The 15,926-nt window shown below is 48.1% G+C and carries 13 protein-coding genes; 12 read left to right on the forward strand and 1 reads right to left on the reverse strand.

From position 1 onward, the window contains the following. Positions 1-207 precede the first annotated feature (207 nt). The 12 genes from J2Z28_RS19770 (at position 208) to J2Z28_RS19825 (ending at position 14,466) form a co-directional block, all read left to right on the forward strand. Positions 208-1,803, forward strand: a complete 1,596-nt coding sequence (locus J2Z28_RS19770; RefSeq protein WP_211083912.1) for a spore germination protein — start codon at positions 208-210, stop codon at positions 1,801-1,803. 4 nt (positions 1,804-1,807) lie between these two features. Next, positions 1,808-3,007 (forward strand): Ger(x)C family spore germination protein, encoded by a 1,200-nt coding sequence (locus J2Z28_RS19775; protein WP_211083914.1) that lies wholly within the window; start codon positions 1,808-1,810, stop codon positions 3,005-3,007. Further along, positions 3,000-3,221: a hypothetical protein gene (locus J2Z28_RS19780; RefSeq protein ID WP_211083916.1), complete on the forward strand. Its 222-nt coding sequence runs from the start codon at positions 3,000-3,002 to the stop codon at positions 3,219-3,221. The genes J2Z28_RS19775 and J2Z28_RS19780 overlap by 8 nt, the downstream gene beginning before the upstream one ends. Before the next feature lie 55 nt (positions 3,222-3,276). Next, positions 3,277-4,479, forward strand: a complete 1,203-nt coding sequence (locus J2Z28_RS19785) for a GerAB/ArcD/ProY family transporter (RefSeq protein ID WP_211083918.1) — start codon at positions 3,277-3,279, stop codon at positions 4,477-4,479. A gap of 130 nt (positions 4,480-4,609) precedes the next feature. Continuing rightward, entirely contained in the window at positions 4,610-5,440 is an 831-nt protein-coding gene (locus tag J2Z28_RS19790; RefSeq protein ID WP_211083920.1) for a uroporphyrinogen-III synthase, read from the forward strand. 161 nt (positions 5,441-5,601) lie between these two features. Next, entirely contained in the window at positions 5,602-5,739 is a 138-nt protein-coding gene (locus J2Z28_RS19795) for a hypothetical protein (protein WP_211083923.1), read from the forward strand. Positions 5,740-5,917: 178 nt separating this feature from the next. After that, complete coding sequence (locus J2Z28_RS19800) at positions 5,918-6,640, forward strand: SDR family oxidoreductase (RefSeq protein WP_235193706.1); 723 nt, start codon at positions 5,918-5,920, stop codon at positions 6,638-6,640. A gap of 42 nt (positions 6,641-6,682) precedes the next feature. Continuing rightward, complete coding sequence (locus J2Z28_RS19805; protein ID WP_211083925.1) at positions 6,683-7,321, forward strand: ThuA domain-containing protein; 639 nt, start codon at positions 6,683-6,685, stop codon at positions 7,319-7,321. Between the two features lie 72 nt (positions 7,322-7,393). After that, positions 7,394-7,774 carry a phasin family protein gene (locus J2Z28_RS19810; RefSeq protein ID WP_036612779.1) on the forward strand — a complete coding sequence of 127 codons (381 nt, stop codon included), beginning with the start codon at positions 7,394-7,396 and terminating at the stop codon, positions 7,772-7,774. Further along, on the forward strand, positions 7,775-9,445 hold the full coding sequence (locus tag J2Z28_RS19815) for an ABC1 kinase family protein (RefSeq protein ID WP_211083927.1): 1,671 nt from the start codon (positions 7,775-7,777) through the stop codon (positions 9,443-9,445). Positions 9,446-9,964: 519 nt separating this feature from the next. Beyond that, positions 9,965-11,416 carry a SulP family inorganic anion transporter gene (locus J2Z28_RS19820; protein ID WP_211083929.1) on the forward strand — a complete coding sequence of 484 codons (1,452 nt, stop codon included), beginning with the start codon at positions 9,965-9,967 and terminating at the stop codon, positions 11,414-11,416. A 1,427-nt stretch (positions 11,417-12,843) separates the two neighbouring features. Continuing rightward, on the forward strand, positions 12,844-14,466 hold the full coding sequence (locus J2Z28_RS19825; protein WP_211083931.1) for a DEAD/DEAH box helicase: 1,623 nt from the start codon (positions 12,844-12,846) through the stop codon (positions 14,464-14,466). 491 nt (positions 14,467-14,957) lie between these two features. On the opposite strand, the gene J2Z28_RS19830 is transcribed toward J2Z28_RS19825, so the two are convergent. Beyond that, the gene (locus J2Z28_RS19830; RefSeq protein WP_076209727.1) at positions 14,958-15,890 is read right to left on the reverse strand and encodes a hypothetical protein; all 933 of its coding nucleotides are present in this window, start codon (positions 15,888-15,890) and stop codon (positions 14,958-14,960) included. Positions 15,891-15,926 lie beyond the last annotated feature (36 nt).

Raw genomic sequence — 15,926 nt, forward strand, 5'->3', positions numbered from 1 at the left:
AAGCAGGATAAACCTCTGCTTTGTCCTTTTTTGAACCTATGAGTGTTATTTCTTTTTGCCGATACGCTTTTCAGGGCTTTTGAGACAGCCCCTTTTTGCTGTCTGAACTCAGAGAATTTAATCGTAACTTTACAAAAAAGACCACATAATTCCCCGCTGTCTGGCACAAGCTACCTTGTATAAAAAACAAGAATGGAGGGGCGGCATATGGCGGACAAAACATCTGGGAAAGACAAGTCCCGACAACCGGGAAGAGCTTCAGAAGAGAAAAAACATATCCCTTTGGGACTGCCGTCCCCGCCTTTTCTACGGCAGCCGATTAGTGCAGTACATGAAACTCAGATTCAGGCGGTAAAGGAGATCTTTTCCGATTGCTCGGATGTGGTTTTTCGTAACGTCATGATTACGCCGGAAGTGAAAGGACTTCTCGTCTATATTGAAGGTATTGTCAATTCGGCTGATATCCAAGAACACATGCTGCGTCCGATTATTCGTGGGCTGGTGCAGCAGCGTACAGATGAACCTGATGTTCCACTGGATGATACGCGTGTTGAGCTGACACAGGTGAAGCGAGTGGATACCTGGGCGGCAGCAGCAGAAGGTGTGCTTGCATCCTCCGCACTTCTGGTGGTCGATGGAAGTGGCGAAGCCTGGATGTTCAACGTTAAAGGCGGCGTCAGACGTGGGGTGGAGGAACCGCAAACGGAGTCTGTGATTCGGGGGCCACGGGAAGGATTCACCGAAACACTCCGTGTCAATACAGCTTTATTGCGGTTCAAGCTGAAAACCCCCTCTCTCAAGATGGTGAGTATGACCCTCGGCACAGAAACCAAGACAGATATCGTTCTGACTTATATGGAGGATATTGCTGATCCGAAGTTGATCCGGGATGTGAAGAAACGCCTGGAAAAAATCAAAATCGATGGCATTCTGGAGTCAGGTTATATCGAGGAACTGATTGAAGACCACCCGTATTCTCCATTCCCGCAGATGCACTATTCCGAGCGTCCGGATACGGTGGCAGGCAATCTGCTGGAAGGGCGGTTTGCCATTATGGTAGACGGCACTCCCTTTGCATTGATTGCTCCAGTTACGATGTGGCAGATGCTTCAGGCCAGTGAGGACTACTATGAACGATTCTTCATTAGTAACTTGGTGCGCTGGATTCGATTTTTGTTCGTAGCCATCGCTCTATTTCTACCAGCCTTGTATATCTCGATCACAACATTTCATCAGGACATGTTACCCACCACGCTGATTCTGAGTATTGCTGGTGCACGGGAAGCGATCCCTTTCCCGGCATTGGTAGAAGCCCTCATCATGGAGTTATCGTTCGAAGCCCTCCGTGAAGCGGGGGTCAGGTTACCCAAGACAGTGGGTCAGGCTGTCAGTATCCTCGGTGCACTCGTGATCGGACAGGCCGCAGTTCAAGCGGGGATTGTATCCGCACCGATGGTTATTATCGTATCCATGACAGGAATAGCTTCCTTCACGATCCCGCGATTTAACTTTGCGATTACCGTTCGTCTATTGCGTTTTCCAATCATGTTACTGGCTGGCATGCTCGGACTGTATGGCATCGTGATCGGTCTGGTCCTGATTTCGGTGCATCTGACCCAGATGACCTCATTTGGTGTGCCGTATCTGTCGGGTCTTAGCCCATACAGCAAAACAGATACCAAGGATATTCTCATTCGTGTGCCGTGGTGGAAAATGATCAATCGTCCTTCTACGGTCCAGGATAACCAGAAACGGATGAATGAAAAGATCAATGGTTCGCCTGAAGCTGAGGAAGGATGGTGAACACATGTTTCTTATTCGAAAAATTCGCGCCGTATTGATGTTACTGCTGTGTACCCTTTTCATAGCAGGATGCTGGGATCGTAAGGAGATTAATGATATTGCCTTTGTAATTGGAATTGCCATTGATAAGGAAGGGGAGAATTACAGATCCAGTCTGCAGATTGCGCTTCCCGGTCAATCCGGTTCTTCAGGCAGTACGGGAGGCGGCGGAGGTACAAGCGGGGACAAATCATGGTTCATGTTGTCCAACACGGCGAAGACGCTACGGGGGACTACACTTGAGGGCCAAAAAGCGCTATCTCGCAAGATTTATTATGCGCACCGCCGTACCATGCTCATTGGGGAAGATCTTGCCCGGGACGGCGTTGCCTCCATGCTCGATTTGTTTACACGTTACCCGCTTAACCGATTCTCAGCATTGCCAGTCGTCACAAAAGGTGAGGCATACGCCGTGATGGATACGGATGCACCTATAGAAAAATTCCCATCCGAGATGGTGAGAGAGTTGTGCTTTCTAAATATGCGGAATCCACGTTCACTCAAAACGTTTATAGATGCCATTCTTAGTGATGGTGTAGATCCGTTCCTGCCGGTTGCTTCGAAAGTGGATAATGTCCCGAAAAATTGGAAGGACGCCAAAACAAATATCAAGCTGGATGGGTTGGCCATTTTTAAAAAAGACAAGTTGGTAGGCATGATTGACAAAGCTCCCGCTGATGCCCTGATTCTCGCTATGGGGGAAGCCAATGCGCCGGAAGTTATGGTCAAGGCTCCGCGAGGAGAAGGAAATATATTCATCAAGCTGAATGAGAACAATTCTTCACTGCACCCCAGTGTCAAGAATGACAAGGTTACTGTGACCGTTCAATTGTACGCCAAAGGCGTGGTTGTAGATAACGAATCAAATTACGGTGATTTGCGTGAAAAAGAGATTTTAAAATTAAATGACGCGATCCACAAAAAAATAAAAGAGGATATCGTTGAAGGGGTTCGATTAATACAGCGAAAATATAATGCAGATATTCTCGGGATTGGTCGGTCGATCCATCAACACTTGCCTAAAGAGTGGGACAAAATGAAGGATCGATGGGATGACATCTATCCTGATGTTGAGGTGAACGTTATCCCCCACGTCATTATTGAAAATGTAGGGGTAGTCAATAAACCGATCGGTGTAGTTGAGGAGGATATCGTACATGATTAAACCACTTTTGTTCACCTATCTGGGGATGGTCATCGTTGTCATTGTGATGGACTTCAGACATCTGAAGCAGGCGGCGGTCATTAATCGCTGGTTATCCTATGGCCTGATTGCATTAGGGACAGGCCTATGGCTCTATGTAACCCATTTAAGTAAAACCTTTTTTGTAACGGTATGGATCAGCCATGTCATCCAGCGATTCTTACCGCTGCCATAGATACGGGCTAGAAATGGTGCGGAGTACAGTTTGAATGATGGAAAGGAGGTATTGTATGAATCAAAGTGTGACTTCTCGACAGATTGTACTACTCGTGCTGCTACTCAGTGTTACGGGCACGTTGATTCAACCCCATGCACAGGCCATTTTTTATGCGGAACAGCACGCTTATCTCTCGTATGTGCCAGTTGTTTTCGTGATGATTATATCCATGTGGATGGTAAGTCGAATGCAGCGGAGATTTCCGAATCAGGATCTGTTTGAGGCCCTTGCTGAACGGTTCCCCTTTATGGGAAGGCTCGCAGGCGTAATGTACATTTTGTTTTTTTTCTTCATATTCGCAAGAGATATCCGATTAATTGGTGATTATGTAAGTATAACCTTGCTAGAGACAACGCCGATATCCATTGTGGTATTGTCACTCATGATTATGGCGGTATTTATCGTCAGAGGCGGGCTTGGTTCGTTGATCGGAATGTCAGAACTATATGTTACCCTGTTCCTGTTGAACTCTATCATTGTGCCTTTCATGCTTATTCAGCAGTTGAATATGGAAAATCTGATGCCCTATTTTCATGTCGATACGGCAGGTGTAGGCAAAGGGAGTTGGTACATATTTTCTTTTTATGGCGAGATGATCGCCTTACCTTTTGTCGTCAAGGGCAGTGATTTTCGCTTCAAGCCTGTGTTATGGGGCATCATTATCTCGGGATTGGTGATGATGCTGATTATAGTGGAAACCATCACGTCGATTGGTGTGCCCATTGCCTCCAGACTAGTATACCCTTCGTATGAACTCGCAAGGCAGTTGCAAATTAGTGACTTTCTGGACCGGTTTGACCTGGCGCTGGCTGCGGCAACCTTGCCTACCATGATTACCAAAATTGCATTTGATCTGTATTTTGTCTGTTGGGGACTGAAGCGAATGATTCCGAACGTTTCGGGAAAGGTCATGACAGGTCCGGTGGCACTGTTAGGCTTTGTTTGTGCATTCTGGTTTTTCAGAAACGCCATTCAGCTTTATCGATTCACCCGGGAATGGACATGGATCGCCATTGTTTTTGAAGTACTGTTCCCTATTGTGCTGTTTCTTTTCCTTCGTCCTCGCAAAAAGGATAAAAAAGAATCTAACCATCAGAGATCGGGAGAGCAATCAAAGAAAGAGAAGCATGAGCAGGGACAAGAATCCTCTGATACGGAGAAGAATGGAGAGAAAAGAAGGCAGGATTCTCACGGTGGAGAACTCCAGCCTTCCTGATACATCCCATCAAAAATCCTTATAGATGAACGGGCAAAAAGAGGGGAAGTACAGTTTCCCTTCACAGAAGTACCCTGTATACTGTAGTCAGACTGATGAACATTCGGCTGAACTAACGGGGGGAACATGAATGGCTCAACATTTGGCAGGTGTACGTGTAGCATTAACAGGACCACGAAAATCGAAAGAAATGTCCATACTGGTTGAAAAAATGGGCGGAATCCCGCTTGTGCGACCGGCACAGGGGACTGTATTCCTGGATGATCGGAGTATCAGGGATGGACTGGTATCCTGGATCTCAGACCCGCCAGACTGGGCGGTGTTAACTACGGGTATGGGATTGGATGCATTGTTTGAAATGGCTGAGGATATGGAAGTCGCAGGCCAATTGCTGGATGTATTATCGGAATCCTCAATTGCAGCGAGGGGATACAAGACGGTGAATGCGCTCAAAAAGCGCAAGTTAACACCGCTGGTACGAGATGATGATGGTAGCACGGACGGGCTCATTCGAGAATTTGCCTCGCATGATCTCGCAGGGAAAAAGGTTATGTTGCAGCTTCATGGGGAGACTGCTCCCAAACTTGTCGCATGGTTGGAAGAACAAGGCGCAATCGTCACACAAGTGCTACCTTACCGCCACGTACCGCCGGAAGAGGCAGAGCTGGAACAGCTTTTGAATGAGATTATACAGCATGAGGTTGATGCGGTTGCCTTCACGAGTGGACCACAGGTCCGGTTTTTGACCGAATATGCGGCCTCGCAGGACAAGCTTGAGCCGTTGCTTGCTGCCTTCAGACAAGGTGTAATTCCTGCGTCTGTAGGTAAAGTTACAGCAAACTCCATGCGTGAAGAAGGCATTGAGGCACTGGTCATTCCGGAGGAAGAGAAGATGGGAGCACTCATCGTTGAGCTGGGACGTTACTTTGCGGCAGGGCGTGCGGTCAAGATTAGAGATTAGTGGCCTGCAATCATAGTTATCAATGACTATGAACGTATTCAATCATTAGGTTAGTGAATGGTTGAATACGAATCGTATATGTATATGTTACTTCTGGTTCTGATCCGTTTTTTGGAGCAGGACTTTTTTCAGTTTGCGCACCTAGCAAGGGGTTACGTGGCTTGAAGCAAGAGGGATATGCCGCAGGCAACATCGTGGCGGGGTATACGCACGTTCATCTGGGCTCTTATCCGGTAGCTGCTCGAAGATGGGTGGAGCATTGTCTAGCCTATCGGCAGGAGCGATATATGCAGGGATAATAGCAGCTATTTATAGCTTAAATAGATAGCTGAATTCAATAAGCAGAATGGCTCTAATCTTTCTTTTACCTCCTGAGTCTTTGGTCGTGAAGTTGGCGATCCCATTCTGAATTAAAGGTTTTCAGATGAATATGTGGAATGAATAAAAGACAGAATCATTATGCGAGGGAGGGACATCATGATGAGAACCGTATGTGTAACGGGAGCTGCTCGGGGATTGGGATTGGCTTTGACGGCACAGATGCTGAAGAGAGGGTATCTCGTGTATGCGGCCGGTCTGGACGTGGAAGATTCCGAGGGGATTCGTATGCTTGCAGAAGGATATCCTGACCATCTGCGCGCCATCGAACTGGATATTGCGGACGACCTGTCGGTAGCTCTGTTCACGGAGACATTGAAGCTGGATACGAATCATCTGGATATGCTGATCAATAATGCGGCTATACTAGGAAGTATTACGGATCATATCCGCGGGCCGTTGAATATGGCGGAGATGGCTGAAGTATTTAATGTGAACACCTTAGGCACACTGCGTGTGACTCATTCCCTGTTACCCCTCCTTCTTCAAGGACAGGTCAAGCTGATTGTTGATATCTCTTCCGAGGCTGGAAGTATAGAACAATGCAGTCGGGATGGGTGGTATGCCTATTGTATGTCCAAAGCTGCTTTGAACATGCAGGCCCGTCTTGTGCACAATGGTCTGAAGGATGAAGGCGGACAAGTGATGCTTGTGCATCCCGGTTGGGTACAGAGTTATATGAGGGGCGAATTGGATGTTGCTGCGGATCTCACGCCCGAGCAATCTGCACAGCATATTGCAGTACTTATCGACCGCCATGAACAGTTTAAAGGAGATCAGCCCGCATATGTGGACTACAAGGGAGAGAAGCTCCCCTGGTAGTTGATTGATACAGTGAGGTGAACAAGAAAGGAGATTAATTGAATGGATCATCGTAAAAAAGCATTACTACTTGGCGATTATACACATCCGGATTGGCACCCGCTTCAGGGGGTGGATGCGGAGATTAGCCGAATTTTCCATGATACTATGACTGTGCAGTGCAGTGAGAATCGGAATATGCTACTGCAAGAAAATATAACCGGGTTTGATGTATGTATCTCATACATGGACGATTGGAAGGGGAAAGTCTCTCCTCAGCAGACAGCAGGTTTGTTGTCCTATGTGAGTAATGGAGGTGGACTGGTCATTATACACAACGGCATTTCGCTCCAAAATCGTTATGAGCTCAAACAGATGATCGGTGCCAAGTTCCTGCATCATCCGGCTTATGCACAACTTGAATTCAACGTAACGGCGGAAAGCCATCCAGTGACGGAGGGCATTACCGGGTTTACGATGGAGGAGGAAGCATATCAGTTCGAGTTTGGTTCTTTTGCCGAAACGAAGGTATTGCTTGAATATCAATCTGAAGAAGGACCGAAGCCTGCGGTTTGGGCGCATCGATATGGTGTTGGACGTATTGTTTATCTTATGCCGGGTCACCATGTGCCGTCTTTTGCGCACGAAACGTACCGGAAGTTACTTCTGCAAGCAGGCAAATGGGCTGCACGTTACGTCTGATCGGACTAACATTTTTGCATGCGGAGTATAAGGGGTATAATATAGAGATCAACGAAGAGGAGGATGACAAAAATGAGCGATTTGTTCAAAAAGGCGATCTCGTTAGGGCTTGGTCTTACTGTCGTAAGCAAAGAAAAAATTGAGAAAACCGTGGATGATTTGGTCAAGCGCGGGGAACTTGCTCCCGGTGAATCCAAAGCTTTGGTTGAACGCCTGTTGGAACGGGGCGATGAAGAGCAAGGCCAGTTCAAGAGAGTGATTCAAGAACAGGTTAAACGAGTGCTTCAGGAAGCTGGTGTGGCATCCGAAAGTGATGTAACCAGTCTGGAACAGCGCGTTGCTGTCCTGGAGAAAAAACTTGCCGAACTGGGCCACTCACCACAGCTTCAACCTGATGAATCCCCAGCTCCACTTGAAGTTCCTCCTCCTCTTAAAGGAAACGAGATCGAGTAGATGGCAGTGCGAATCAAACATGTCGGCAGATACCGTGAAATTGCCATGGCGCTAGTGCGTCATGGCTTCGGTTATATGGTCGAAGAGCTGGGTTTGTTCCAGTTGCTGGCTCTGCCCAGACGGTGGATGTCGCGTGAAGCACACACCACCAAAACGCTGAGTGAACGCATCAGGCTTGTGCTGCAGGAGCTGGGGCCAGCTTTCGTCAAGCTGGGGCAACTCGCAAGCACAAGGGCAGATCTGTTGCCTGAGTCTGTCATTCGCGAGCTGGTGAAGTTGCAGGATCAGGTCCCGCCGTTCTCTTCCGAGACGGCACGGGGTATTTTGGAACAGGAATTGGATACACCGCTGGAGGAGATCTTTTCCCGGTTCGAGGATACCCCTGTAGCTGCGGCCAGCATTGGACAGGTGCATCTGGGCAAACTTCAAAGCGGTGAGTCGGTAGCCATCAAGATTCAGCGGCCGGGCATATCGCGTATTGTGCAGCGTGACCTGGATATTTTGCGTGAGCTGACAGCCATGGCGGAGAAGCGCTGGGATTGGGTGAAGCAATATCAGATTCAGCAAATGGTAGAAGAATACGCTCAGGCGTTGATGGCTGAGCTAGATTATACGGTCGAAGGCCGCAATACGGAAAAAATTGCACAGCAATACCAACAGGACAATAAGGTGAAAATCCCGACAATTTACTGGGATCAGACTTCGTCCCGTGTGCTCACTATGGAGTATATCGAAGGTATCAAGCTCAATGATCGTGAAGAACTGGTCAGACGCGGTCATGATCTGAATAACATTGCCGAGCGGCTGGTGGATTCATTATTGAATCAGATTTTTATTCAGGGATTCTTTCACGCTGACCCACATCCGGGCAATCTGATGGTATTGAAGGATGGACGTCTTGCCTTTATAGATTTCGGTATGGTGGGTAGTCTGAGTGATGAGATGAAACAACAGCTCGCTTCGCTTATTATTGGATTAATGCGCAAAGATACGGACAGTATGATCCGGGCAATTGAGAAATTGGGCATGATGCCTGATGACATGGATCTGCGTGGGCTTCATGTGGATTTGGACAAGTTGCGTACCAAATATTACGATATTCCCTTTTCCAAGATCAGTGTGGGTCAGGCGTTGAATGACTTGTTCGGCGTAGCCCAGAGGCACCGGGTTGTCATGCCTGCCGATATTCTGCTGCTTGGTAAATCGTTGCTTACGATGGAAGGTGTAATCGAACATCTTGATCCTTCCCTGAGTATTGTAGATATGGCCGAGCCCTTTGGCCGGAAGCTGATCAAGGAACGTTTTAGCGCCGGAAGAATCAAGAATCGGTTGTTCCGTAGTGCAGCCGATATGGCTGAGAGTGTCATTGGGTTGCCAGGGCAATTAAGGCAATTATCATCCATTATTAGCAAAGGCAAGCTGAGGCTGGAGATCAGTGTTCCTGAACTGGATGCCCTCATGCGCAGAATGGACCAGATCAGCAATCGGCTGTCCTTCAGTATCGTGTTACTTGCCTTCTGTATCATTATGGTGGGCCTGATTATCGGTTCGTCGATCAGTCATCAGTCCACGATGCTGTGGGATATTCCGGTCATTGAGATTGGTTTCCTGGTGGCGATTCTGATGGTGGCTTTCCTGCTCTATTCGATATTCAAATCGGGAAGGTTCTAGCAACAGCATTACATCACAGGAATACCCGTAAAGAGACTTTCTTCAAAGGATCTTTGCGGGTTATTTTTTGTGAATAGAGAATTGGTGAGTAAATTATAGAAAGATTAAGATAATAGAAGAAAAGGTTCTGTTTTTTCGCCTTAACTGTATTAGTACATATCCGGTCCTGTGACTATAATAATAGGTCAGTACATTAACGGACCCGGTTTTTCTGAGAGGGGAAAACCTATGGGCATCAGGATCAGCTCCTGATGTCGCACGAAGTAAGGCAACTGAGGCAGTAATGGAACACCAGCGGTACACACTGGAACGGAAAAGACATGAGTGCATATTAACCCGTCAAGGCTATATGGATGGTAAATAATGATGTAACTCAGGGATGAGCATAGGTGAATGACGCGGAGAGGAATCCGTTGTTTTGTGCTGTCCTGGGTAGTTGGTTAGTGTGAACGGCTTCCGTTACTCTTCAGCAGGATTGTCCATTATGAGGAATACACGTAGGAGGAACGGCAAGAACATATGAATACTTTAAAACAACAATGGTTTGGCAACATTCGCGGAGACGTGCTGGCAGGAATTACGGTAGCGCTGGCGTTAATTCCGGAAGCCATTGCGTTCTCCATCATTGCGGGTGTCGATCCAATGGTCGGGTTGTACGCTTCGATTACGATTGCGATTGTGATCTCGATTGCTGGTGGAAGACCAGGCATGATCTCGGCGGCAACAGGTGCCATGGCGGTACTGATGGTTGGACTCGTCAAGGATTATGGCGTGGAATATCTTTTTGCAGCGACGATTTTGACGGGCATTATCCAGTTTGTACTGGGCATATTTAAGGTTGGACGGTTTATTACGTTTGTGCCTCATTCGGTACTGACCGGATTTGTGAATGCACTGGCTATCCTGATCTTTATGGCACAGTTAACCCACTTCACGGGAGCGAACTGGATTATGTATGCGATGGTGGCGGGCACGCTGGCGATCGTCTATATTTTGCCACGGTTTTTCAAAGGCGTTCCAGCTCCACTGATTGCAATCGTCGTAATGACGATTATTACCGTGGTGTTTCACCTGGACGTAAGAACGGTAGGAAACATGGGAAATATAACGAGCACTCTGCCGATGTTCCACTTGCCGAATATTGCGTGGACTTGGGACACGCTGATGATTCTGCTTCCTTATTCATTCACCATGGCACTTGTTGGGTTGCTGGAATCTCTGCTAACTGCAACCATCGTGGATGAGATGACCGAGACCAAGAGCAGCAAGAACCGTGAGGTGCGTGGTCAGGGGATCGCCAATTTCGTGAACGGTTTGTTTGGCGGCATGGGCGGCTGTGCGATGATTGGGCAGTCGGTCATTAATGTGAAGTCTGGGGGACGTGGAAGATTATCTACGTTTACTGCGGGTGCGTTTCTCGCAATCCTGTTGCTGCTATTTAGCGGAGTGGTGAAACAGGTACCGATGGGGGCGCTCGTCGGTGTAATGTTTATGGTGTGCATCGGAACATTCGACTGGAGTTCCATCAAAAATATTGCTCGCGTGCCGCGGGCGGAAGCCTTTGTCATGATCGTGACGGTAGCGATTGTGGTCTATACCCACGATCTGTCGATCGGGGTTATGGTCGGCGTTGTGCTCAGTGTGCTGCATTTTGGCTGGAAACAGACCAAGATCCGCGTACAGGCGAGCCAAGAGCAAGGGCAGAAAGTTTATCGGGTTCACGGACCATTCTTCTTTGGTTCTTCGTCCCGCTTTGTGGATGAGTTCGATGCAGAGGCCGATCCGAAGGAAATCACGATTGATTTCGGAGGGTCACATATCTGGGATAACACTGCGGTTGTGGCTATTGGAAAAGTGAAGTTCAAATACGCGAAGCTTGGCAAAACCGTGCATCTGCGCGGGTTAAACGAGGAAAGCTCCCGTATTCTTGAGCGGAGTGGATTTGCGACAGCTGGAGGGCACGGTTCGTAACTTGGTTGCAACGAAGGTTGTTGTCCAAAGGTGCAATGTCGAAACGTAGTTACGCAGACAAGGTGAAAAATGAACGGTTCACTAAATCTGGGATTAAGGATCTAAAACAAGCAATGAAGTTATCAAGGGCTACTGTCCTATATTAATGGTAGAGTGGACATGGGACAGCCCTATGTAGTAGATAACATAAAAAGATACTTTTTATCGGCGGCGCACTTTTTCCCAATGTAAGTCGGGGAGAGGGCGTCGCTGTTTTTTTTAGAGTGTGTGGTGTGTACAGTGAAGAAGAGAAAAGAAAAAGAACGAAGAAGAAGTAGAAGTAGAAGTAGAAGTAGAAGTAGAAGTAGAAGTAGTTCTAATGGTGGTAGTTCTAGTAGAAGTTGTAATTGGAGTAAAAGTAAGAGTATAGGTAGTGTTGATTGTTGTTGTTGTTGTTGTTGTTGTTCCGGTTCTAGTTTCTGTAGTAGATGTTCTGGTTCTAGTAGCTGTGTTATTGCTGTAACTGATATTATTGTTCTTGAGCTTGTGTCCTTCCCTATGTGTAAATTCTAACGAACCTGGCACGTCTTATATGGGGTTATTTCATGTTTTCGTGATTTTAACGAATCTCAGACATCTTATTTTGCTGATTCCACCTACACTGATGCAGTTTCGCGGGTATTTCCGAGTAATAAGGTGACTGGAGTTCGTTAGAAAATCCAAACGGCTCTAATTGGCGTAATAGGGTGTCCTGGATTCGTTAGAATTAGTGGTAGGGGGGAGGTTCAGCGTAAGAGTTATTTTCGAACCGCGAGAAATCTTGAATCTTGATCTCAATGTACAGAGTTATGTAAGGTACCTTTCAAATTCCTGAAACTTTTGCAAAATTACTTCCTTTTGGTCTGTTTAGATGACCTTCACAACAATTTATAGAATCATAGCAGCTATCTCAATCTCAACGATATCACTAAACTATCTTGGGTTATGAACATAACGATCCATTACATCCTTCTCAAGGAGTCCCATTAGACAGTATAACCCGCAATAACCTCCACCTGACCACGTTCAGTCAAATCCTCAACCAATGCACAGAGTCAAAGTCATAGTTGGAGCTAACAACTTAGCTTGTTCCACTCATCATCATTCTCAGAGGTGGTTCTGGAGTTACTCTCAAAACCAACCTCAAAGTCACTTGGTTGATACAAGTTACGCTGATCTTGGAATTTTGTGCTACAAGTTGGGGGTGTAACGCTGTATCCCCTTTTGTTTTGCTTGACTAACGTGTAAACTACAGGGTATGGAGAAGAAGAGCAACGAGTGGATTGCTTTTTAAAAAATTCATTTCATAATCATAATTGATATAAGGAAAACTAGTCTTGATGGCAGATACTGATACTAAGGTCATTATGAAATGGACTTATCTAAATGAATATACAGAGGTGTAACGATTGGCAAACTTTGAACAACTGGGCATTCGCCCGGAATGGTGCGAGATCCTGAAACATCAGGGCATCACCGTGCCGACTCCGGTACAGGAGCGTTCGATTCCGGTACTGCTGGGTGGACGCGATATTATCGCCGAGGCACAGACAGGAACAGGGAAAACGCTGGCATTTTTGCTGCCGATTATTCAGAAAATTAACGTATCCGACCGTTCGCCACAAGCGCTGATTATCGCGCCTACGCGTGAGCTTGCGCTGCAAATTACGGAAGAAGCGAAGAAGCTTACTGCTAACGACGATAAACTGCACGTGCTTGCCGTATACGGCGGGCAGGATGTGGACAAACAACTGCGTAAATTGCAGAACGGTACCCAGATCGTTATTGGTACACCGGGTCGTCTGCTGGATCACCTGCGCCGTGGCACGTTGAAGCTGGATAATGTGAAAAAACTGGTGCTGGATGAAGCCGACCAAATGTTGCACATGGGCTTCCTGGACGATGTGGAGACGATTCTTAGCGAGCTGCCACACAAACGTCAGACAATGCTGTTCTCAGCAACGATGCCAAAGGGCATTCGCAACTTGGCGAAGACCTACATGAAAGATCCGGAAGATGTGAAGGTATCTTCTCAATCTGTTATCCCGATCAAACAAATTCGCCAGCAAGTACTGGAATGTACGGATCGCGGTAAGCTTGAAGCGCTTCGCGGCATGATTGATACGTATCGCCCATACTTGGCGATTATTTTCTGCCGGACCAAGCGTCGTGCATCCAAGCTGAACCAAGATCTGCGTGAAGCAGGTTATGCAAGTGATGAACTTCATGGAGATCTGTCCCAATCCAAGCGTGAGAACGTAATGAAAGCTTTCCGCGATGCCAAACTGCAAGTGCTGGTTGCTACAGATGTAGCTGCACGTGGACTTGATGTTGAAGGCGTTACGCATGTATTTAACTACGATATGCCGCATGATGCGGAAAGTTATATTCACCGGATTGGTCGTACGGGCCGTGCCGGCGGTACAGGTCTTGCTGTAACGTTTGCAACAGAGCATGACAGACCGGAACTTGCACGTATTGAACAAGGGATCGACCAAAAGCTGTCCCGTATCCAGTGGACGAGCGAAGGTCCAATTGCTTCAACTGGAGCAGCTAGACGTTCAATCAACGGTCAAGGGGATGACGAACGTTCAGGTGGACGCTCTTCCGGAACTGGCAGTGCCCGTCGCGGTGCAGGCCGTAACGATCGCAGAGATGGCGGACGTGGTTCCCGCGGCGGCGAAGGTGGCCGCAGTGGTGGTCGTAGCGGTGGCCGCAGTGGTGACGAGCGCAGCGCAGGCCGTGGTTCCACACGCACCAGCGACAGCAGTCGCGGTGCAGCAGGCCAAGGTGGACGCGGTGCGGGTCGCAGTGGCGACGAGCGCAGCGCAGGGCGTGGTTCCGCGCGCAGCAGCGACAGCAGTCGCGGTGCAGCGGGCCAAGGCGGACGCGGTGCAGCTAGCAGCGGCTGGGCTGGCCGTAGTGCCGACAAGCGCACCTCCGGGCGCAGCAGCGAAGGCTCTCGCCGTCCGGAATCCGCAGGACGCGGACCGGCGAAGGGCGACCGTCGCGATTCTCGTCGCGGACGGTAAAGCCTTGGCGCAAGCGGCGATGCAGCCGCAATTGCGCAGGCACCATGCCATGCCACAGTGATGGGCATGGCACATATGAGAGGGTTCGGGTACGGATGTACCCAACCTTCAGATCAAGGGTCGCGACGGAACCACGTCGCGACCCTTTTTCAACAGGACAGATGCTCATTTCCGCTTATTCTTTTTGTCATCTTCGAGTGCCTGTTTGCGTGCCTACTTGATCCATGGAAGATGCCATTTAGGTATTCCCCATCTAGTTTTTCTTTTTGTCCGTGTATTGCGTATAGCACGTGGCAGACTGCCATAAAATTCAAAACACCTCATCCTAGACCTAAGGATGGGGTGTTTTTGGATTAATTCTTATATCATTAGAATCATAACCTTCGATCTGTGGTGCTGACTTGCATGCAGGGGTGGATGAAATTCCATTCGTCTATATACACGGAGTGAATTTGCACTAAACTACGTTTTTCATTCCCAATATATCATCCCTACAGCTGAACATCTGCGTATTGATCCCGATATTTCTCGTTATAAACCCGACCTACCGACTCTGCCAATCCCCCTCGTGCCTTGCTCGGATAGCGTTCAATCGTGTGATAAAGTCTCATGAATCGATCCTTGGGCATAAAGCGGGCGTAGCGGGTAATAAGACTAGGGAATAACTCAATATATTTGCTCTTGCGTACGGCAGCAGCAGCTACGGCTGTAAGAATCTGAATCCCGTTGTGGAGTTGTAAAATGTTCACCTCATAGGTAGCGATATAACGAATCGCATCTTCACGGATAAGATCCGGCTTAAGTCGCGCGATCTCACCGATATATTCAGCGAGCAGCCGCTCGAAACTGCGTAGTAGCAAGGGCTTGAGCTGCAGATCCATATCACTGCGCAGGACAAAGGATTGTAACAGCGCAACCTGCTGCAGTCGAATCCGGTCATTGTAGACGAGTGAGCCGATCTCGCGGAGCATCTCATAGGCAAGTGCTTCATCCTGCTTTCGAGCTTCGGCGACCAGAGCCCAGTTGCGGTTAATACCCTGGCGGATGAGTTCCTCATCCTGTTGCAACGTGCGCTTCAACTCGCGCTGCTGCTCTACCTCGAACGAACGTTTCTGCATGAAGATGAGTAAGGCCAGAAGCAGCAGGGAAACGCTGGCTGCCGCCATGGTCTGATCTATGGTTTCACCAAAATAGGTGGCAGCAGCACCGAACAATATGGTAATGAACAGGTCGCGTGCAATGCGGCGTTTCACACGGGAAGTCGCCTTCGACTGAACGGAGTTCAGGGTACCCCGGCCACAGGCTGTGCACTCCTCTTCCCACAGGCAGGTGTACTGTCCACAACGTGAGCAGACTTGCAACTTTTCATAGGCATAGGTCGTTCGATGAAATGGTCGTATGGATACAACTAGTTTAGTACTCATGCTTAATCACGCTCACCATTCAGAATAGTGTAGAGG

It is taken from the genome of Paenibacillus xylanexedens (assembly GCF_017874615.1).
GTDB lineage: Bacteria > Bacillota > Bacilli > Paenibacillales > Paenibacillaceae > Paenibacillus > Paenibacillus xylanexedens.